The 19,562-nt window shown below is 40.4% G+C and carries 18 protein-coding genes and 1 pseudogene; 10 read left to right on the top strand and 9 right to left on the bottom strand.

Annotated features, from left to right (window positions below; translation table 11 throughout):
* Positions 1-287 precede the first annotated feature (287 nt).
* The gene (locus H6G41_RS18780; RefSeq protein WP_190747698.1) at positions 288-488 is read left to right on the top strand and encodes a heavy-metal-associated domain-containing protein; all 201 of its coding nucleotides are present in this window, start codon (positions 288-290) and stop codon (positions 486-488) included.
* Between the two features lie 884 nt (positions 489-1,372).
* A complete protein-coding gene (locus tag H6G41_RS18775) occupies positions 1,373-2,398 on the top strand; it encodes a diguanylate cyclase (RefSeq protein ID WP_190747697.1) in 1,026 nt (341 codons plus the stop codon).
* A gap of 49 nt (positions 2,399-2,447) precedes the next feature.
* On the opposite strand, the gene H6G41_RS18770 is transcribed toward H6G41_RS18775, so the two are convergent.
* Together H6G41_RS18770 and H6G41_RS18765 are read right to left on the bottom strand one after the other, a co-directional pair.
* Positions 2,448-3,119: an ATP-dependent Zn protease gene (locus H6G41_RS18770; RefSeq protein ID WP_190747696.1), complete on the bottom strand. Its 672-nt coding sequence runs from the start codon at positions 3,117-3,119 to the stop codon at positions 2,448-2,450.
* Positions 3,120-3,704: 585 nt separating this feature from the next.
* Positions 3,705-3,968: pseudogene (locus H6G41_RS18765) on the bottom strand (IS1 family transposase); the annotation flags it as partial.
* Positions 3,969-4,561: 593 nt separating this feature from the next.
* Between H6G41_RS18765 and H6G41_RS18760 the strand changes: the two are divergent.
* The 4 genes from H6G41_RS18760 (at position 4,562) to H6G41_RS18745 (ending at position 9,604) form a co-directional block, all read left to right on the top strand.
* Positions 4,562-6,043 (top strand): CoA-acylating methylmalonate-semialdehyde dehydrogenase, encoded by a 1,482-nt coding sequence (locus H6G41_RS18760; protein ID WP_190747694.1) that lies wholly within the window; start codon positions 4,562-4,564, stop codon positions 6,041-6,043.
* Between the two features lie 271 nt (positions 6,044-6,314).
* The gene (locus H6G41_RS18755) at positions 6,315-7,787 is read left to right on the top strand and encodes a TldD/PmbA family protein (RefSeq protein ID WP_190747693.1); all 1,473 of its coding nucleotides are present in this window, start codon (positions 6,315-6,317) and stop codon (positions 7,785-7,787) included.
* Between the two features lie 40 nt (positions 7,788-7,827).
* Positions 7,828-8,193: a four helix bundle protein gene (locus tag H6G41_RS18750; RefSeq protein ID WP_190747692.1), complete on the top strand. Its 366-nt coding sequence runs from the start codon at positions 7,828-7,830 to the stop codon at positions 8,191-8,193.
* Positions 8,194-8,263: 70 nt separating this feature from the next.
* Positions 8,264-9,604: a TldD/PmbA family protein gene (locus H6G41_RS18745; protein ID WP_190747691.1), complete on the top strand. Its 1,341-nt coding sequence runs from the start codon at positions 8,264-8,266 to the stop codon at positions 9,602-9,604.
* A 57-nt stretch (positions 9,605-9,661) separates the two neighbouring features.
* Here H6G41_RS18745 and H6G41_RS18740 read toward each other — a convergent pair whose 3' ends face one another.
* From H6G41_RS18740 to H6G41_RS18725, 4 genes are all read right to left on the bottom strand, one after another.
* Complete coding sequence (locus H6G41_RS18740) at positions 9,662-10,105, bottom strand: pentapeptide repeat-containing protein (protein WP_190747690.1); 444 nt, start codon at positions 10,103-10,105, stop codon at positions 9,662-9,664.
* Between the two features lie 433 nt (positions 10,106-10,538).
* The gene (locus H6G41_RS18735) at positions 10,539-11,546 is read right to left on the bottom strand and encodes an aspartate carbamoyltransferase catalytic subunit (protein ID WP_190747689.1); all 1,008 of its coding nucleotides are present in this window, start codon (positions 11,544-11,546) and stop codon (positions 10,539-10,541) included.
* Positions 11,547-11,738: 192 nt separating this feature from the next.
* Entirely contained in the window at positions 11,739-12,380 is a 642-nt protein-coding gene (locus H6G41_RS18730) for a hypothetical protein (protein WP_190747688.1), read from the bottom strand.
* Positions 12,381-12,548: 168 nt separating this feature from the next.
* Positions 12,549-13,226, bottom strand: coding sequence for a LuxR C-terminal-related transcriptional regulator (locus H6G41_RS18725; protein ID WP_190636091.1), 678 nt, complete (start codon positions 13,224-13,226; stop codon positions 12,549-12,551).
* 103 nt (positions 13,227-13,329) lie between these two features.
* On the opposite strand from H6G41_RS18725, the gene H6G41_RS18720 reads away from it, so the two are divergent.
* The gene (locus H6G41_RS18720; protein WP_190747687.1) at positions 13,330-13,983 is read left to right on the top strand and encodes a DUF3386 domain-containing protein; all 654 of its coding nucleotides are present in this window, start codon (positions 13,330-13,332) and stop codon (positions 13,981-13,983) included.
* On the opposite strand, the gene H6G41_RS18715 is transcribed toward H6G41_RS18720, so the two are convergent.
* Entirely contained in the window at positions 13,966-14,106 is a 141-nt protein-coding gene (locus H6G41_RS18715) for a hypothetical protein (protein WP_190747686.1), read from the bottom strand. The two genes, H6G41_RS18720 and H6G41_RS18715, sit on opposite strands and share 18 nt — an antisense overlap.
* A 174-nt stretch (positions 14,107-14,280) precedes the next feature.
* On the opposite strand from H6G41_RS18715, the gene H6G41_RS18710 reads away from it, so the two are divergent.
* Both H6G41_RS18710 and H6G41_RS18700 read left to right on the top strand, forming a co-directional pair.
* Positions 14,281-15,231, top strand: coding sequence for a class I SAM-dependent methyltransferase (locus H6G41_RS18710; protein ID WP_190747685.1), 951 nt, complete (start codon positions 14,281-14,283; stop codon positions 15,229-15,231).
* A 675-nt stretch (positions 15,232-15,906) separates the two neighbouring features.
* Positions 15,907-16,863, top strand: coding sequence for a protochlorophyllide reductase (locus H6G41_RS18700; protein ID WP_190747684.1), 957 nt, complete (start codon positions 15,907-15,909; stop codon positions 16,861-16,863).
* Between the two features lie 205 nt (positions 16,864-17,068).
* Here H6G41_RS18700 and rppB read toward each other — a convergent pair whose 3' ends face one another.
* Positions 17,069-18,484 carry a two-component system sensor histidine kinase RppB gene (gene rppB, locus H6G41_RS18695; RefSeq protein ID WP_190747683.1) on the bottom strand — a complete coding sequence of 472 codons (1,416 nt, stop codon included), beginning with the start codon at positions 18,482-18,484 and terminating at the stop codon, positions 17,069-17,071.
* A gap of 126 nt (positions 18,485-18,610) precedes the next feature.
* On the opposite strand from rppB, the gene H6G41_RS18690 reads away from it, so the two are divergent.
* Positions 18,611-19,030: a hypothetical protein gene (locus H6G41_RS18690; protein WP_190747682.1), complete on the top strand. Its 420-nt coding sequence runs from the start codon at positions 18,611-18,613 to the stop codon at positions 19,028-19,030.
* Between the two features lie 107 nt (positions 19,031-19,137).
* Here the strand turns inward: H6G41_RS18690 and H6G41_RS18685 are convergent, their stop codons facing one another.
* Positions 19,138-19,329: a hypothetical protein gene (locus H6G41_RS18685; RefSeq protein WP_190747681.1), complete on the bottom strand. Its 192-nt coding sequence runs from the start codon at positions 19,327-19,329 to the stop codon at positions 19,138-19,140.
* Between the last annotated feature and the right edge of the window lie 233 nt (positions 19,330-19,562).

The following is a 19,562-nucleotide window of genomic DNA, read 5'->3' as shown; positions in this document are numbered from 1 at the left end:
CCACGCCTACAAAACGGGGAATTTGTGCTATCAGTTTTTGCTTCCGAGTTCAGCCTTGATTACAGCCAGCATAGAAACCAATTCCTATTTTATTGGTGAATTTACTGTCAAGACATCTATTCACCAGAAAACGCCATCACGAAGGAATAATAATCCCTCTTCCCTAGCCCCTAATCCCTAGCCCCTAGACCTATACTCTTACCTAACTTGGGGACGATGAGCAAGCCCACTGTTAACGTTAGGATTGATCGTTAAGAATAAATTAAATTTTTTTTCCGAGGTCAGCAATGGCATTAAAACTGAATGTACCAGACATAGCTTGTGACGACTGTGCAGCCAAAATTACCGATTCTATCCATGTCATGGAACCAGATGCAAAAGTAAATGTGGATGTCAAAGCTAAAACTGTCAGCGTAGAATCCGCAGCCTCCGAGGAGTCCATTAAACAAATAATTGTTGCTGCTGGTTACAAAATTTCAGGTTATTGATAATTACAACACTTGCTTTGCATCCTAGACAGTTGTGCGATCGCTCTCACAATCAAAGCATGAAAACCTTTCTTACCTGTTAACACTCAAGACTCAACAGTCAACATTATTTTCGAGACAGATTTAGAACTAGTTAGATTTACATAAATCCTTGTTGTCACTGTCCGCCTTAATCAAAGGCGGACAATCACGTATTTAGATAATATAATCGTGATTTTAGCCAAGAGACTGTAGCCAGGATTTATGTATAATCACTGAAGTCTTTTTAAAAAATTGATGAATAACTAACAAATTATATATATTAACAAGACTGATGTTTGCTATATTGCTAATTATCGCTGAATACTTGCTGTGTAAGGATAAAGCGAGTTGTACAGGCGACAAAAACTTGGGGCTTTTCACTATTTAAATTACGTATTTTAAGGGAGGCAGAATTATTGAAATTCAGTAAAGATATCGGTTTTTACGGGGAAAAATAAAATTTAGAAAATTTTAAATATTCAGGTTAAGTAAAATTTTTTATTTAATATATGCTTGTTATTAGAAACTAATAGTTGTCATAATTATTCCCGATGTCATATACGAGGAAAATACATAAAATATTTTATATACAAGAAGAAGATTCAGTATTTTTACTGTTTTAAAAAAAATATAGAAAAGCAGAAAGTAGGTTCAGAACTTCATGGGCGATGCCCCATAAATTGAGGGAAATCCTTAAAAGGAGATTAAAATTGCAAATAAATTATAAATTTAGGTTTAGAACAATTAATCATAGGGTAATCTTCCCTAACCAAAACTACCGACGTATTCAGTATTAATTAAGTAAGCGCAGCAGTTTTACAAGTTTATATCTTTCAAGTTGAAATAGGGCAAAAAGCAAAGCAATGAATATTTCCATTCTGGTCTTTGGGAGTCAAAAATTTATCTCCACGCTTCCAGATCAGATCCGTTATGCAACCGCTTTTAGTGTAGAGGTAATTGGCGATCTCGATGGGGCAATTTCCCATATTCAAACATCACCGCCTGACATTATGATTGTCCAGGCTAGCCTAGATGGAAGTATGGAACTTTGCAGTTGGTTGAAAGACCAATCAAAGTTATCTTGGATATATTGCATTCTTTTGGAAGATCGTTGTCAGCAGATAACCGATCGAGATAAATATGGCTGGGAGTGGGAATTAGAGATGACCTCTTCCGCATTAAAACAAGGCGCTGATGCTTATATTTGGCAACTTCCAGAGAGCAAAACCGACTATACATTAGCAGAGGTCACTGCTAATCATCGGTTGATTTTGGCGCAATTAACAGTTGGTTTGCGGAAAGCGAAAAAGTACCGCGATTTAATGCGGACAAATGATTTACTTTCAGCGATCGCTTTAGCTGATTCCTTGACTGAACTCAATAATCGTCGTGCGTTGGAATGGGACTTACCCAGACAAATTAACAAAGCTCGCGAGCAAGGGTTACCTTTTAGTTTAATTATCTTAGATGTAGATTACTTTAAAAAAGTTAATGATACATACGGTCATTTAGTAGGCGATCGCCTTTTACAGTTATTGTGTATTCGCTTAAAACATAATTTACGCTTTCAAGATACACCCTTCCGTTATGGCGGTGAAGAATTTGTGATTCTTCTCGCCAATACAACTGGAGAGGAAGCATTGATTGTCGCCAAGCGTCTCAATCGCATAGTCAGCGAACAGCCATTTGCGATCAACAACCATCAAACTATTAACGTCACTATTAGTTTAGGCACAGCTTCCCTACAAAACGATGATGACGAACAAGGTATCAGCCTCTTGCATCGTGCCGATCAATGTCTGTTAGAAGCTAAATCTACGGGCAGAAATAAAGTCATTGCCTCTTATGACTTATCTGATATCTCCTATCTCAAAGCTGCTTCTTCATAATAGGGCATGGGGCATTGGGCGAGGATAATAATAGATAAATCACAACTGACTATTGACTAATTGCCTTTTTGCAATCTGCTACTGAGGCACGTTGTTCCATAGCTGTGACTAAAGCTTGGTAACTTGACCAATTTTCTTGCAACAGAGTTTTCGCTTGTAGTGCATGAAAACGCTGTTTTTGTTGGATTAATATACCAGAAAATCCCAATTTTGTCAATACCTCTGCGAGCTTGAGGCGATCGTCAGCGCCACCTTCAGCATTTTGAAAAACCAAATTTTCGGCAGCAATTCCAGCCATCCATACAGTACAGTAGCGATCCAAGATTTGAGCGCTAATTTTACCTAATTCTAATTCTGATGCTAATTCGCCATCATCAAAGCTGACACCACCTTGTCCTATTTGTCCCTGTTTCCATGCTTCCCAGGCGCTGAGAGTGTAGCCGGTGACGGGAATGCCTAATTGGTGGGCGACGAGAAAATGACCCGCTTCATGGTGGATAATGCGATCGCGATGGGAACTAGAGAATCCAGCAAGCCAATCTAACAGCAGCGAACTACCCTTTCCCTGTAAGCTGAAACTATCGAAGGTTGCTATTCCCAAAATTGTAAATGTAGCAATTGCTGGTAATGTTGGCGAAATGTTCAGTAATGGCCCCAACAACACCGAGAGAGTCATTAAAAAAATAGATATTGCAATCAAATTCAGGGCAGTCTGGCTCATTGTGAGTTTGCTCAATCCAACTTAATCTTTCTTTATTATTAGCCAAACTGCGGGCGATCTGAATGCTAAATTAGTAAATTCCGACTAGTGCTAGTGGCTCATCACATTAATTTCGTGGGGAGAATGATTTAGTAGTCAGTACTTCAGTCTGGGATTTTGACAAACTAAAATGCTGACGACCAAGAAATCAAAACTTTGGCGCTGAACCATTAGTAGCGTTAGTACCGCTTTCCGGAATTCTTTACGAAATTCAAAATTTTTCTGCAAAAGTTTGCTCAATTCAAGAAACTAATTCAACGCATTAGCTCAATTTTTCGCAAAATTAAAAATTAAAACAGGTATACAGCGCTAGAGTTTCCATTAGTTGAGAATGGCTAATTTAGTGACGCCGTGGGTTACTAATTTCTAGTACCTTCTTAAACCTGGATTATTCACAAAATTGTTCAAATTTAATGTTTCTAGTTTTCCAGAGGTTGTAGGGATGAGTTAAACGAGATAGTCTTGAACAATGGGAACATCCTTGCTGAACTCGCCCCTACGGCTTTTGAGAAAAGCAGGTTAAACCTCTGCGCTAGATTCATTGGTTTTTTGGTTAGCAGCCTGAATAATTCTGACTACCGTATTGTAAGCTAAACCACTAATACGGCTTATACCTCTAAAACTCATACCTTCTGCATAAGATTGCAGCACAATTTGTATATCTTCTTTATTAACTTGACGACGATAATAAAGAGTATTTAAAGTTTCGCTAAAAGTTTGCCGACAGCTTGGGCAAAAAAAGCGCTGACTACCTTTACTTGTCTTGCCATGTTTACGTGTACGGTTATAACCGCATAAAGGACAATTCATTGTTTGCTTAGTGAAATTAGACTGTTTTTGATTTAGCAAACTCACGTTTTTATAGGGTAAAGGTAAGCTATTGTCTACTTTTTGTACTCCAATTTGAACTGACATAAATTTATCTACCTTGTAAAAAAATTGATTGCTTATCTATGCTTTTTGTCGAAATACTTACTATTAAGTTTTTCTTAAACTAAACAGACATTAGCTATCTACCTGCAACAGTAGAAGCTCAGAGATTATTACCAGCGGTCGTCACTCTCTAGCATCAAAGACTAAAAGATAATTCTGAGGAAATTCTGAAGAAGCAGTAATTTTGACAAAATGCTTGACAGTACATCAATTGAGTGTGGCGGTACAGTAGCTTTGAATCAAGAAGCAGCCCAGCATTGAGAATATAAACGGATAGTTATGGAGTCAGGAATTTTTTATTTGAAAGTTCTTTAACCCTGTTGCTTTCACGTACTCTATAGATAAACCTGAAGGGTTGCTATTAGATAGAGGGGTGTGTTGTTTCATGCCTCAATCAATCCTCAGGAAAAGCTAAAGGGCTAAGATAACGATATTGCTGCATCTACTCATCTATACTCTCAACTTGCCCCATGAGCACAATGCCAATCTTACCCAACTACATCAATGGTCAGTGGTGTACATCGACAAACGCTACAGAATATCTAGATGTCATCAACCCAGCAACCGCAGAAATATTGGCACAAGTACCTTTATCACCTGCGTCTGAAGTAAATCAAGCAGTTGCGGCGGCGGTGGCGGCTTTTGCGACATGGCGACGTACTCCACCGACGGAAAGGGTACAGTATTTATTTAAGTTGAAAAATCTGTTGGAAGAAGATTTTGCAGATTTGGCAAGAACCATCACTAGAGAGTGCGGTAAGACTTTAGCTGAGTCTGGGGGGGAAATGCGACGGGCGATTGAAAATGTGGAAGTTGCTTGCGGAATTCCCATGATGATGCAAGGGACGAATTTGGAAGATATCGCCAAAGGAATTGATGAGATGATGATTCGCCAACCTTTAGGAGTAGCGGCGGTGATTTGTCCGTTTAATTTTCCGGGGATGATTCCCTTTTGGTTTTTACCTTATGCGATCGCAACTGGCAATACCTACATTGTCAAACCTTCGGAAAAGGTACCCCTGACAATGCAAAAAATCTTCCACCTGCTAGATAAAACAGGTTTACCTAAAGGGGTAATTAATTTAGTTAATGGCGCTAAGGAAGCTGTCGATGCGATTTTAGATCATCCGCAAATCAAAGCCATTAGTTTTGTCGGTTCCACACCAGTGGCTAAATATATATATAGCCGCGCCGCCGCCAATGGTAAACGAGTGCAATGTCAAGGTGGGGCGAAAAACCCCCTGATTGTTTTACCAGATGCAGATATCGATATGACTACACGCATTGCAGCCGATAGCGCCTTTGGTTGTGCGGGACAACGCTGTTTAGCTGCATCGATAGCCATTACTGTCGCTGATGCACGTAACTCGTTTACGGAAGCCATCGCCGCAACTGCCAAAAATCGGGTGGTAGGTAACGGTTTAGACAAGGGTGTAGAAATGGGGCCAGTAATTGATGTGAGGAGTAAAACCAGAATTGAGGGATTAATTCAGCAAGGAGTAGAAGAAGGGGCAAATTTGTTAGTTGATGGGCGCAAACCTCAGATATCGGGTTACGAACAAGGTAATTTTATCTCCCCGACAATTTTAGAAAATGTCAATCCCGCAGGTGAAATCGCCCGTACAGAGATTTTTGGCCCTGTACTGAGCTTAATTCATTTAGATAGTATTGAAGATGCGATCGCCTTAGTTAATAGCGGTCAATATGGTAACATGGCTTGTCTATTCACCAGCAGTGGTGCAGCCGCGCGTAAATTCCGCTACGAAGCTGAAGCTGGTAATATTGGCATCAACATTGGTGTAGCTGCACCAATGGCATTTTTTCCCTTTAGCGGTTGGAAAGAAAGCTTTTTTGGCGATTTACACGGTCAAAGCCATCACGCCGTCGAATTTTTTACCCAAACTAAAGTCGTAGTCGAACGCTGGCCTAGCAACTGGTCGCGTCAATTTTAACTGAAAAATCAGGAATCAACCCGCATCTCTCACCAGATGTAGGGGCGGGTTCACAAATATGATCCAATCATTCACGACTATCTTGCTTAACCCGCCCCTACTGATTTTAAAAAAATTGGTCATAAATCTTGGTAAACTCTTGAATCCAAACGCTAAATGGTGGAAAACCCTACCAATTTACCACCAACTGTGGCTTTTACTGATTTGTTAGACTAATCACACTAGGAATTTTCGGTCAAATCTCTGAACACGCCAGCAGACGAGGCTATTCATGCTTACAAGTACTCTACTTCTCTCGAACCAGCTCCCTACCTTACAATATTCTTCTACATCGGAACGATTCGATGACACTTGGGAAGCCCCTCTGGCTACCCTGTTAGGATTAGGACGCGCCGCAGGTGCCGACTTTATCGAATTTTACCTAGAACGTCGCAACTATATCAGCTGTCTAGCTGAAGATGACGCCATCACTAGTATTTCACCCAGTCTGGCCACAGGTGCAGGGGTGAGAGTATTTCGCGGTAAAGCTGATTGCTATGTCAGCACCAATAACCTTTCCTTCTCTGGCTTGAAAGCCGCCTTAGAAAAAGGTCTTTCTATCCTGGGATTGCAATTACCCGCACCCACCGCTTTTATCCCCGAAATCAACCTCGAACTACTTAGAGACTACGCCACAAAACGTGGTAAAGATGGCTGGTTACCACTGTGTAGTTCCATCCGCGAAATGGGAGAAGTTCTACTTGATGGTACTGCCCAACTCACCAAAAAAGCCAGCCACGTACAATCCCGTCGTGCTAGCTATTTCCGCGATTGGCAAGAAGTATTAGTCGCCGCCAGTGATGGAACTTTTGCCCGTGACATCCGCCTCACCCAATCTGTAGGCTTTAACCTACTCTGTGCAGATGGTGCTAATCGCGCCTCCATTGGCGAACGTGCAGGTAATACCAGCGATGCTAACTTCCTGAGAACTTGGGATTACCAACAAGCTGCCGAGCAAATATCCGAATCTGCGGGTAAAATGCTCTATGCAGATTATGTAGAATCTGGCACTTACCCGATTATCATGGCGAATCACTTTGGTGGCGTGATTTTCCACGAAGCTTGCGGACATTTATTAGAAACTACGCAAATAGAAAAAAATACCACACCCTTTGCTGATAAAAAAGGCGAAAAAATTGCCCACGAAAGCCTAACAGCTTGGGATGAAGGACGAGCCGACAATGCCTTTGGTACCATAGATATGGATGATGAAGGTATGCCGGCGCAAAGAACATTATTAATTGAGAAAGGTGTTCTCAAAAACTTCTTAGCAGATAGAACAGGTTCTTCACGCACTGGACACCCCAGAACCGGTAGCGGACGCCGCCAAAATTATACCTATGCTGCTGCTAGCCGGATGCGGAATACTTATATTGCACCTGGCGAGTACAGTGTTGATGATTTATTTGCCTCCATTGATAAAGGCATTTATTGCAAAAAAATGGGCGGTGGTAGCGTTGGTGCTACAGGTCAATTTAACTTTGGCGTTGATGAAGCTTATTTAATTGAAAATGGCAAGATTACTAAGCCTTTAAAAGGCGCAATTCTAATTGGTGAAGCTAAGGAAATTATGAATAAAATTTCTATGTGTTCCCAAGATTTAGAACTTGCACCTGGTTTTTGTGGTTCTGTTAGCGGCAGTATTTACACTACAGTAGGACAGCCTCACATCAAGGTTGATTCTATTACTGTAGGCGGACGCTAAATAATTTTAGATTTTAGATTTTGGATTTTAGATTTAGATTATGAATGAAAAGCAGTTTAAGGCTAGAACAAAGCAGCTTGGATTGCGAGTTATTTATCTAGTTGAGGCATTACCACAAACTAGAACTGCTGATGTAATTGGTAAACAAGTGTTGCGTTCGGCTACTTCTGTAGGATCCAATTATCGAGCAGCTTGTCGAGCTAAATCGACAGCAGATTTGATTGCCAAACTCAGTATTGTCGAAGAAGAAACCGATGAAACTCTTTATTGGTTAGAAATTTTAGTTGAAGCAGGAATAGTTTCAGCAGATAAATTAACCAATCTCATGCAAGAAACTACTGAAATTCTAGCCATGACTGTGGCATCGATAAAGACCCTCCGAGAAAAGCACAAATCCAAAATCTAAAATCCGAAATCTAGAATTCAAAACAGACTTTCTCAATCCAAAATCTAAAATCAAAAATCCAAAATTGACTATGCCAACTATCAACGACATTGCAAATTATGCCAAGGAAAATGCTGAGAAACTTGGTATTCAGAAATTCGATATCTATGGCTCTACTGTAGATGAAACTAGCGTCCAAGTAGACCAAGGTGAACCAAAACAAGTTAAAGCTTCTAATCGTTCTGGTGTGACAGTTCGTGTCTGGAATGAAGAGAATACAATGGGTGTCACCAGCACTACGGATGTAGACCCCAAAGGATTAGAATTAGCTTTAAAAACTGCATACGAAGCTAGTTTTTTTGGTGTGAAGGAAAATGTTCCTGATTTTAGTCCAGAGGCTACTATTCCTATTGAAAATACGCCTCACGACAAAGTACCTCAAGCACCTGTTTCGGCACTTATCGAAAAATTATTGGTGGCTGAAAAAGAATTACTATCAGCTCATCCGGCAATTAACGGTGTACCTTATAACGGTTTAGCGCAAAGAGATATTGACAGATTCTATCTCAATAGTGCAGGCGCAGTCAGAACAGAATCACACTCTATTGCATCGGTATATCTTTACAGTAAAACCGAAGAGGAAGGAAGAAAACCTCGCAGTGCTGGCGCTTTTAGAGTCAACCGGGGTGTAGAAAAATTAGATATCAATGGTTGTATTCAAGAAACTGTTGATAAAACTATCAGTCACTTGAATTATGAAAAAATCAAGTCTGGTAAATATTTAGTTGTGTTCTCACCGGAAGCTTTCTTGAGTTTGTTGGGTGCTTTTTCTAATTTATATAATGCCCAAAATATTCTCGATAATCAAAGTTTATCAACTGCGGATGATATCGGTAAGCAAATTGCTTCACCGCTAATTTCTGTAGTTGATGATGCATTACACCCTGCTAATATTGGTGCAGAAACTTTTGATGGTGAAGGTACACCTACTCGTCAGGTTTCTTTGATTGAAAAGGGCGTTTTAGCGGGCTTTCTTCACAGTGCGGGAACTGCGAAAAGAATGAACGCTCAACCAACAGGTAATGCAAGTATTGGTGCAAAAGTTAGCGTTAGCCCTAACTTTTTTCATGTATTTAGAGCCGCCGAACCTGAGCAAGAATTAAGCTTAGAAACTGCGGAAAATGTAATTTTGATTGATGATTTACAAGCTTTACATGCGGGCGTGAAGGCTTTACAAGGTTCTTTTTCTCTACCTTTTGATGGTTGGTTAATTAATAAAGGTGAGAAAACCAGTATTGAATCTGCAACAGTCGCCGGCGATTTCTTAGAAGTTTTGAAATCGATTATTTGTGTAGAAAAAGAGCCTGAGTTAACACCAGGTGGTGTTTGTCCTCGCATTTGGGTAAATGAACTCTCGATTACTGGTGATTAAGATTTAAGAGTTGGGGGTTAGAAATTAGAGTTAATGCTAGTTTCTAACTCTTAACTATTATTCTTCACCGCCAATACCCAGATTAATATCAAATCCCTCAGCACCATTAAGATTAGCGCCAATCATCACAGCGCCATCTACTTGAGCATTGTGTAAACTAGCTCCGCTTAAATTAGCATTAGTAAGATTAGCATTATTGAAGGTTGTACCACTGGCAAAGACTTCTTTCAAATTTGCAGCTTCCAAATTAGCGCCAGCTAAATCAGCACCTTCTAAATTTGCACCTGCTAAATTTGCACCTTTTAAATTAGCGTTTCTTAAATCTGCGCCAATTAAGTGCGCACCGCTAAGATTAACACCAGTTAAATCACATCCAGCACATACTCCAGTATCTAACAAGCGTTTTACTTGCGCTTGGTTGGCGCTAGCTTGAGCAGAAATTGGTGCAGCTAAAGTGAGGGTGCTGAATAAAGCTACTGCTGTCAACAATGTCTGTCTCATAATGATTTTCTCCCGTTAATCCTACAATCTCATTTTCCCAAATTCTCAAATTAAGTCTTCATACAATTGGCGTAATTTACTACGCGAATATTTTCTACGTACTCATACCTGGGTTAGAGTAAGACACCCAAAAAATCTCTGTTTAATGGATGTTGAGGTTTAAGGTGGGAGATAGAGATGAATATAATTTTTCGGGTGTCGAACAAAAGATACAGTTAGCTTAAGGCTAATGCTGAGAGTATATAGCAATCCTAAATCATTTATGAAATTTGCTAACTCTCAGTTTTTTCTCTGAACCTTGGCGTACTTGGCGTCTTGGCGGTTCATCAAAAAAAATATTTTCACAACTCAGATAGGATTGCTATAGTCAACTGAAAAAATATCCTCACAATAAAGGGCGGGGAGACCCCGCCCCTACGGGTGTGTTTTATGATTAGGGTGAGACTTTACCGCTACCAATGAGATATAACAAAGCCATGCGCACGGCTACACCACTAGTAACTTGTGCTTGAATTAAGCTAAATTCTGGATCGTCCATTAAGTCGGAGCTAATTTCCACACCGCGATTGACTGGCCCTGGGTGCAATACTTTAACATTAGGTTGGCAAAGTTGTAATTTATCGCGAGTAATGCCGAATAATTGATGATATTCACGTAAACTAGGTAATAAATGGGCAGTCATGCGTTCTTTTTGTAGGCGCAAAGTCATGACAAAATCAGCGTCGCGTAAAGCAGGTTCTAGTTCCCAATGTAAAAATAGCTGACGCTGGGGAGAAGTTGTTTCTTCTGAGAAATACTCGGCAAAGATTTTGGGTAAAAGGGTTGGGGGTGCGGCTAAATGAACTTCTGCACCGCTTGCTGTTAAACTCCAAATATTCGATCGCGCTACACGAGAATGAAGAATATCACCAACAATGGCAATTTTTTTACCTTTTAACAATTCTATGCGGGGATTGGCTGGATCGATTAAAGTACAGATGGTGAATAAGTCTAGCAATGCTTGGGATGGATGCTCATGTTGACCATCACCGGCATTGAGTACGCTAACTTTTACACCTAAACGATCCATTTCTTGAGCGATCGCATTTGGTACTCCAGCTTCTCGATGGCGAATTACCATAATATCAGTTCCCATCGCTAAATAAGTCTTCGCCGTATCTAAAATTGTCTCGCCCTTTGTCATGGAAGAAGTAGCGGCGGCAAAATTGAGGGTATCTGCGCTGAGACGTTTAGCAGCGATTTCAAAACTACTGCGAGTGCGGGTAGAAGGTTCAAAGAACAAATTCGCCACCACCTGTCCCTGTAAAGTTGGTACTTTCTTCGTGCGTCGCGATAGCACTTCTTGGAAACTCGCAGCTGTTTGCAATACAGCATCGTATTCAACGGTAGTAAAGTCGTTAAGGGAAAGAATGTGATGACGATTCCAGGTGGTAGTAGGCATAAATATTGTTCGGTTTTTACGTAGAGATGATGATTAAGTAGTTCTCTACAGCTTTTAATTTACATATGCAGAGGCAATGATACCACCTGTCTTTTAGCGAACTCTAAAAAAACAATTAATTTGTTGACTGTTGACTGTTGACTGTTGACAGAAATTTAGCAATCTCTGATGTCATCGCATTTTTTCGATAACTCAACTATTCTCCATAGTTAAGGATGTAGGTGCAACAATAATTCCTATCAAAATCCGCAGTAATTCTTCTAATTCTTCAGGGACGCGATAAAGTTTCAAATCTTGGACAATGCGTTTTTCTTGACGGTGAAATATACCAAATCGCCAATCTTCTCCTGTGGTGACAGCGCCATAAAGTAGAGGTGTTTGAGATTGTGTCCATTGATCAAGGGCGATTAATTCTACTGCTAATTGAGTAAATCCTCGACCTAAATCAGATTGCTTGGCTTCAATTACTAATATTCCCGCATCACTGTTAATGTAGTAATCAAAGCTACCTTTTAACTGTTCGTTAACATTAATTGGATATTCAATATTTAATTGAGTTTGAGTTTCTGCACAAATTTCTAATAAAGTGGGGGCAATTAATACCTCTCTTCTTGCCATTTCACTTATCGGATTAACGTAGGCTAAATTTCTTGACAAATAGCCGCTTAAAAAATCAAAACAATTAAGTTTATCCTTATATTTTGGTAAATCCAGCCGTTGACGTTGATAAGTACAATTAAATTCTGCAAGAATATCGGCTGGTGCATATGGCAGTTCAAAATATTTACTAAATGTGTAACTTGTACCTGGTTGCAGAATCTGTGGGCGGTTCATAAAAGCATCAGCCAAATTTTTTATTCCGTTATGGATATGGACTTACGCAAAAATTTTCCAAATCCTTAATTTATGGAACCGCCAAGACGCCAAGTACGCCAAGAGTTCGTAGAATGTGCGTAAGTCCTAATGGATATGGATTTAAATTTAAACCATAACGATAGATTTTCATAAATTACGAGTTATTGTTGAATGCAGCTTTGTCACCATTTCTGTGCGCGCTGACACCCCAAGTTTACGAAACATGCGTTTGAGGGCTTGTTTAACAGAATTTTGGCTAATCCACAGCCGAGCAGCGATTTCCCCATTGGTTAAGCCTTGAGCGACTAATTCAGCAATTTCTAACTCCCTTGGTGTGAGGGGGTTAGGTAATGAGGGTTTGATAATTTGAGGTTTTGCCCGCAAGGTGGCAATTTTTGCGGAAATGTGAATGCATAAAGCACTCAAATCGGCTAAATCGTTACCGTCAAAGGGTGGACTACCTTGAGCGCGAGCTAGGTTGAGGGTTCCTACCAAACGACCGTCACAGACTATGGGGCCTGTCATTACATGTTCGTGATCGTGGCGCGGACAAATATGCTTCCAATCTTGTTCTGATAGTATTAATTGCTCGTGCGCAGGTGCATGACGCTCAACTACGTAGCGTCCAATGGGATTACCTTGTAAGCAGACGGCGGGAATATCGGAAACATCAATCTCAGTCTTTGACTGGTCATCTATGAAAGAGATACCCCAATGTTGCACGCCAAAATGTTCGCTAATTTTGTCCGTGAGCGCGAGTTTTAGCTCTTGCTCATTGCCGACGTTAGCGATCGCAGCAAATGCAGCATGAAGAGAATTAGTCATAAAGTGTACCCAGTTGGGGACTATGCGGAGCTTCACAATTACTTCTATGCTAATACCAAGGAAAGCAAAAACGCTAATATCACTACTGGCTATAGGTAAACAGATGACAGTTACACAAATTTCTGCTCAGGAACTTTTCCGGGCTGCTTATGAAAATCGTTACACTTGGGACAAGGATTTTCCTGGCTATACAGCTGATGTTACCTTGAAAAATGACGATCAAGTGGCTACAGCGAAGGTAGTGGTTAGCGCTAATCTCAAGGCGGAAGTTTCAGATGCATCGGATGACCAAGCCAAGCAAGCGATTCAATATCAAGCTTGGGAAATCGCGATTCACCGCGTCCGTCGTTCTTTTGAAGATACCCACAGTGCTAATACTTTCAGCTATGGTGCTACCGCAGCCGATGGTTCTGTGGAAATTTTAGTTGGTGGTAAGGCTGAGGGCGATAAATATAAAGTCCGCAATAATGAAGTTAGCCACGTTCATCGTCTGGTTCACGGTACTTTTGTGACCATTGATACCTTTAGCAGTCACCAAACTGGCGAAGGCTATTTGTCTCACACCTACGATTCTGTATACCATGACCCGGCAACAGGTGAACAAAAGGGTGGTAGAAGTGAGTTTACCGATGAATATGAAAAAGTTGGTCAGTATTTCATTCTCAATCGTCGGGAAATTAAGACTGAGATTGAAGGAAAAGTTACAACTCAGGAATTTATCTTCTCTAATATCCAGTTGTTAGAACCGACTGCTTAATTTAGTTTCACTCCTTAATCTCATAATGAGCGATCGCATTTCTTCTGGTGCGATCGCTTTTTTGTCAGAGACAGAGAGAGACGCGATAAATCGCGTCTGTACAATTGTCAGGAGTTGGGGCATTAATTCCTGTACTATATCAATATATAGGAATGAAACGATTTAAATTCAGGCGATCGCGTTGAGGATTGAGGTTGCTCATTTTAATTTAATGAGAATCGGCAACAGATAGACCTGATAATGATCTTGGTTTCGACCTATCTACATTAGTTATCTTGCCTTGATTTTTGCAAGCCGATGAACACTAAGCTAAAACCGGATTGGGCTGGAGAAGATACGCTTTCCAAGTTTGTCAATCTCCTGATACAGACTAAACCCATCTATCAATTGATGAAGCAGCAAGCCAGGAAAGTACTCATCAACACTGCTGAGAAAAACGGCGTTCCCTGGCGCAAAAACTATCAAACGCTGAAATCATCGGGAATTACAGCGCAAATTACCAAGATGACTAACCCCGATGTTGTTTATCCTGACTATTATAAAGTACCCTTTCATGCCTACAGTGAAGGTAATCTTTGCTGGGATGCGGCTTTTGAAACTGAGTCAGCTACCTATTCAATGGCGTTACGGGTATGGCCGAAAGAAAACTTAACTTGGGAAGTCGCCCATGCACGCCTCAGAGGTAGTTTTCATGAAGTTCTCGCTACTTATGCACCTCAAGAAGTCCGAGATATTTTAGATATTGGTTGCTCGGTAGGGGTTTCTACTTTAGCTTTACACCGCTATTATCAGCAAAAGCAGAGTCATCCTGTGCGTACAGTAGGGCTAGATTTATCACCCTATATGCTAACTGTTGCTCGTAATCTTGATGTTAAGGGTGAGATAACCGAGTGGATTCACGCACAAGCTGAGAATACAAAATTACCTGATAATTCTTTTGATTTGGTAACGCTTCAGTTTGTCACCCATGAATTGCCGGGGTATGCGAGTCAAGCAATTTTCGCCGAAGCTTTAAGATTACTACGACCTGGTGGTGCGATCGCAATTGTAGATAATAATCCCAAATCCCAGGTAATCCAAAACCTGCCACCAGTGCTATTTACATTAATGAAAAGCACCGAACCCTGGAGCGATGATTACTACACCTTTGATATTGAAGCTACATTGCAAGCTGTAGGTTTCGCGCCACCAGTTACGGTAGCTAGCGATCCTCGCCATCGGACTATTGTGGCGAGAAAGCCTGAGTGAGAGGAGTAGGGGAAGGGGACAAGGGAAGGGGGACAAGGGAGACAAGGGGGACAAGGAGGACAAGAAATTTTAGATTTTAGATTTGCGATTTTGGATTTTAATCTAAAATCTAAAATCCAAAATCCAAAATTGTTTCCAATGCCCAATGCCCAATGCCCAATGCCCCATATTTATTTTTTGCACAATTGCATAATCTTGTATCTCCGGGATGATAGGTAGACATAATACGACCTCCTAGAGTTGATATCCCCCCTGCCTACCAGGGGTTTTTTCGTCTTTTGTAGCAAAGGTGCTACTAAATTCATAAGTAGCTTTCGTTATCATAAATACCCACAAAAATTTAGTAATTATCTTTCATCAATCTCAAGCATTTTGGTTAAGAATTACAGATGCAGTAAGGCTGGGATAGTAAGATTTAAAGAATGTGGAAAATGCTTGCATAAATCAAAGAATTAATAGGACTTACGCAAGTATCACAGAAAATAACAGTCAAGAGTTAACAGTCAACACCTTAAGAAAATATCTATGCAACGCATAAAAGTCTCTCTATGTAAAGAGTCTAGCTTGTGGCTGCAAACATAACAATCTGTTTCATTAGATATAGCATTTGTTAATAGAAGTCATGATGCATGAGATTCTAGATAAAGTCTAGAGATTATATGGAGGTTAAACACAATGTTTGGGAAGTCAACAGTTATCATTACAGGTGCATCTTCGGGGGTGGGTTTATACACTGCAAAGGCGATGGCTAACAAGGGATGGCACGTAGTGATGGCCTGTCGTAATTTAGAGAAAGCGGAAGCAGCTGCCCAATCTGTAGGCATACCCAAGGATAGCTATACTATCATGCATATCGATTTAGGCTCCTTGGATAGCGTGCGGCAGTTTGTGAATAACTTTCGCGCTAGCGGTAAAAGCCTAGATGCTTTGCTGTGCAATGCGGCTATTTATATGCCTTTAATTAAGGAACCGTTGCGCAGTCCCGAAGGTTACGAGTTGACGATGACTACTAATCATCTCGGACATTTCCTGCTGTGTAATCTCCTGCTTGAGGATTTGAAAAAATCACCTCATGGCGATCGCCGTGTCGTCATTTTAGGAACTGTCACCCATAACCCCGATGAACTTGGCGGTAAGATTCCCCCACGCCCAGATTTAGGAGATCTCGAAGGTTTCGCCAACGGATTTAAAGAACCAATCACGATGATTGACGGGAAGAAATTTGAACCTGTCAAAGCTTACAAAGATAGCAAAGTCTGCAATGTATTAACCATGCGCGAACTACATCGCCGTTATCACGATTCAACTGGGATTGTTTTCAGTTCTTTGTATCCCGGTTGTGTAGCCGAAACTCCTTTATTCCGCAACCACTATCCCCTATTCCAGAAAATATTCCCCATTTTCCAAAAGTATATTACTGGCGGCTACGTATCGCAGGAATTGTCTGGAGAACGAGTTGCATCAGTCATTGCCGATCCTGAGTATAAGCAATCTGGTGCTTACTGGAGCTGGGGAAATCGTCAGAAGAAAAACCGTAAATCCTTTGTGCAAAAAGTATCTCCCCAAGCCCGCGATGATGAAAATGCGGAAAAGCTGTGGGATTTAAGCGCGAAGTTAGTTGGATTGGCTTAACAATTCAAAACTAGTACTGAAGCTCACTCGTTGGCGTAGCCTCTCCACCAGGAGAAGTATTCAAAACTTGAAATTCAAAATTTAAGACATTTGTTAGTGGGGGATTTAAACTCCCACTAATGATTTTCAGACAAGACTTACCAGCCCATAATCAAGATTGTTTCTGACGATCGCGATCGCCTAAAATATAACCCTATTGACAAGTTTATTTTTTCTCGATATTTCGTAATAAACGATACATAATTTTTAATGGATAAATAGAGCGCACTCTATCAACTGAGCCAATATCAAAGGGTAAGTTGACAGTAAAATTACTACCTTTACCTAACTCACTTTTGACTTCTAAGCTACCGTGATGTGCTTGCACTATTGCTTGAGCGATCGCTAATCCTAACCCAGAACCGCCAGTGCTGCGAGAGCGATCGCTATTGACGCGGTAGAAGCGATCGAAAATCCGCGTCAACTCTGCTTGGGGAATCCCAATACCTGTATCTTGTACCTGAATGACAGCATAATAATCATTGCGAGCTACATAAACCGTTACTTTTCCGCCGGCTGGGGTGTAGTGAATCGCATTGACAATTAAGTTAGAAAATAGGCGATAAAGCTGATCTTGATTACCGATGACATTTAAGGGATGGGAAACTGAGATAGAAGCGGTGAGTGTAATTTGAGATGCGATCGCTAAAGCTGCAAACTCCTCAATTAAATCGTTGATAATATCATCCAAACTACAAATTTCCCATTGCATTCGTATTGATTGACGATCCAGACGAGTTAATAAGAGTAAATCTGTTACTAAAGTTGTTAGTCGTTGATTTTGACGTTGAGTAGTGCGGAGAATTTCCCGCGCTTCTGTTTCATCTAAGTGAGACAACATCAGCGCTGATTCTACTGTAGCTTGAGTTGCAGCTAAAGGCGTGCGTAATTCATGGGCTGCATCGGCTGTAAATTGTTGAATTTGTCTATATGAACGATAAATTGGTTGCATTGCTAATCCTGCTAACCACCAACTAGCAACGCCTACCAAAAGCATGATAACTGGTAATCCAAAGATTAAAGTGAGTTTTACCGCCGTCAAATAACTATTAAAATCTGCTAGACTGCGCCCGACTTGAATGTAACCCCAATCACGATGGTCTTGGGTATGTAAAACCAAAGAAATTTGATGATAAAGGTTGCCTTTTTTATCTTTAATAGTTTGCCAAAGTTCTTGATTAAAGGTTTTGGGCAATCCTTCAGGATAATTACCCGCTAGAGCAATTAAACGTCCTAAGTTATCGTAAAAACGTACATAGTAATTGCTTTGATTAATGGCGCTTAAAATATGACGTTTAGAGTTGACTTTTTCTGGAATGCAACTTGCTCCAATTACACAAATGTTAGGTAAAATCTGCTCTATTGCTGGTTCTAATTTAGCAGGTTGATATAGTTTTAACTCAATAGTATCGTGTAAAGTTCCTGCTACTGATTCTAGTTCTCTATCTGATGTCATCCAATGGGCGTGAGAGATTGCTTGATAGATACCAAATCCGCAAATGCTTAAAATCACAGCCATTACCAAGGCGTACCACAGCGCTAAACGCAGGCGGGTTTGCTGAAATAGTATATTTTGATTCATATTTCAGTTGTCAAAAACATCGGTTTTGACTGTTAAGGTTATGATACATGGTTCAGCAGTTGTGAAAAATTACAAGCAGTAAAATTAAATTGTCACAATAAATGTAAATCATTTGGAGATAGGACTGTGACTAATCTCGGTCAAAAAAGATTAGATGCTGCTTTAGCGATCGCAACTTATGCTGTCGGTAGCGGTACAGCTTCAGCCGCACCAACTTTTGGGGGAGAACTTCCGAAACAAATGCTGTTAACTGCTTCTGATATCCTCATGTATACCAACATTTGGAAAATTTATTTTGCAGAGGATTTATCTAGCAAACAACTGGTGGAAATTTTGGCAGAATTAGGATTTGTCACCATTGCTGGTGCTGGTACAGCTTATGTAGTTAGTAAAGCCAGTACAGCACTCCTCAAAGAGATTACCAACTGGATGGGGCCTTTAGGCTGGGGTGCAGTTGCAGCAATTGCAGGTTCCCTGAGTGGTTTATTTGGCGTTGCTTGGGCTATTTATTGCGATCGCCTTTATGCCGAAAAACAACCACATTAACAATTCAAAATTCAAAATTAAACACATTTTCAGACGGGGATTTAAACGCTGTCTGAAAATGATACTATTTTTTCGATGTTCCCTTGGGTGAGATTTTTTCACCCTGATTAGTGATAAACTGCCCCAATAATTAGGGCAATAATAATGGGGAGTAAAATCGGGATAGCGACTATCAAACCCCATTTACCAAATTTAATTTCCTCGCCTTCAGATTTGAGAAATGCAATCCAGCCGCCAACTCCCATCAGCAGCCAGAGAAAACCAAAGGCGAGAAATATGACAAATATTGAATCATCCATTGGATATTAATTTATCTTCAATTTTAAATATTATTAGTAGATGTAGGGTGGGCATTGCCCACCTTCAATATACTGATCATGACAGATATTTATCTATAGCAATCCTCAATGATTTGTGAAACATTACATTTATGGTTGTTGACTGTTAACGGTTAACAGTCAGTAGGGGCGGGTTTATTGAGAATTATCATTGATCATTGAGGATATTTGTGAACCCGCCCGTACAACAATCA

Origin of the sequence: Tolypothrix sp. FACHB-123, assembly GCF_014697075.1 — a bacterium.
Taxonomy (GTDB): Bacteria; Cyanobacteriota; Cyanobacteriia; order Cyanobacteriales; family Nostocaceae; genus Aulosira.
This window is presented reverse-complemented; position numbering and strand designations above follow the sequence as displayed.

Bases quoted from the DNA above. Each gene is read 5' to 3' on its own strand.
- H6G41_RS18780 (WP_190747698.1), top strand. From the start codon at position 288: ATGGCATTAAAACTGAATGTACCAGACATAGCTTGTGACGACTGTGCA.
- H6G41_RS18775 (WP_190747697.1), top strand. From the start codon at position 1,373: ATGAATATTTCCATTCTGGTCTTTGGGAGTCAAAAATTTATCTCCACG.
- H6G41_RS18770 (WP_190747696.1), bottom strand. From the start codon at position 3,119: ATGAGCCAGACTGCCCTGAATTTGATTGCAATATCTATTTTTTTAATG.
- H6G41_RS18760 (WP_190747694.1), top strand. From the start codon at position 4,562: ATGAGCACAATGCCAATCTTACCCAACTACATCAATGGTCAGTGGTGT.
- H6G41_RS18755 (WP_190747693.1), top strand. From the start codon at position 6,315: ATGCTTACAAGTACTCTACTTCTCTCGAACCAGCTCCCTACCTTACAA.
- H6G41_RS18750 (WP_190747692.1), top strand. From the start codon at position 7,828: ATGAATGAAAAGCAGTTTAAGGCTAGAACAAAGCAGCTTGGATTGCGA.
- H6G41_RS18745 (WP_190747691.1), top strand. From the start codon at position 8,264: ATGCCAACTATCAACGACATTGCAAATTATGCCAAGGAAAATGCTGAG.
- H6G41_RS18740 (WP_190747690.1), bottom strand. From the start codon at position 10,105: ATGAGACAGACATTGTTGACAGCAGTAGCTTTATTCAGCACCCTCACT.
- H6G41_RS18735 (WP_190747689.1), bottom strand. From the start codon at position 11,546: ATGCCTACTACCACCTGGAATCGTCATCACATTCTTTCCCTTAACGAC.
- H6G41_RS18730 (WP_190747688.1), bottom strand. From the start codon at position 12,380: ATGAACCGCCCACAGATTCTGCAACCAGGTACAAGTTACACATTTAGT.
- H6G41_RS18725 (WP_190636091.1), bottom strand. From the start codon at position 13,226: ATGACTAATTCTCTTCATGCTGCATTTGCTGCGATCGCTAACGTCGGC.
- H6G41_RS18720 (WP_190747687.1), top strand. From the start codon at position 13,330: ATGACAGTTACACAAATTTCTGCTCAGGAACTTTTCCGGGCTGCTTAT.
- H6G41_RS18715 (WP_190747686.1), bottom strand. From the start codon at position 14,106: ATGCCCCAACTCCTGACAATTGTACAGACGCGATTTATCGCGTCTCTC.
- H6G41_RS18710 (WP_190747685.1), top strand. From the start codon at position 14,281: ATGAACACTAAGCTAAAACCGGATTGGGCTGGAGAAGATACGCTTTCC.
- H6G41_RS18700 (WP_190747684.1), top strand. From the start codon at position 15,907: ATGTTTGGGAAGTCAACAGTTATCATTACAGGTGCATCTTCGGGGGTG.
- rppB (WP_190747683.1), bottom strand. From the start codon at position 18,484: ATGAATCAAAATATACTATTTCAGCAAACCCGCCTGCGTTTAGCGCTG.
- H6G41_RS18685 (WP_190747681.1), bottom strand. From the start codon at position 19,329: ATGGATGATTCAATATTTGTCATATTTCTCGCCTTTGGTTTTCTCTGG.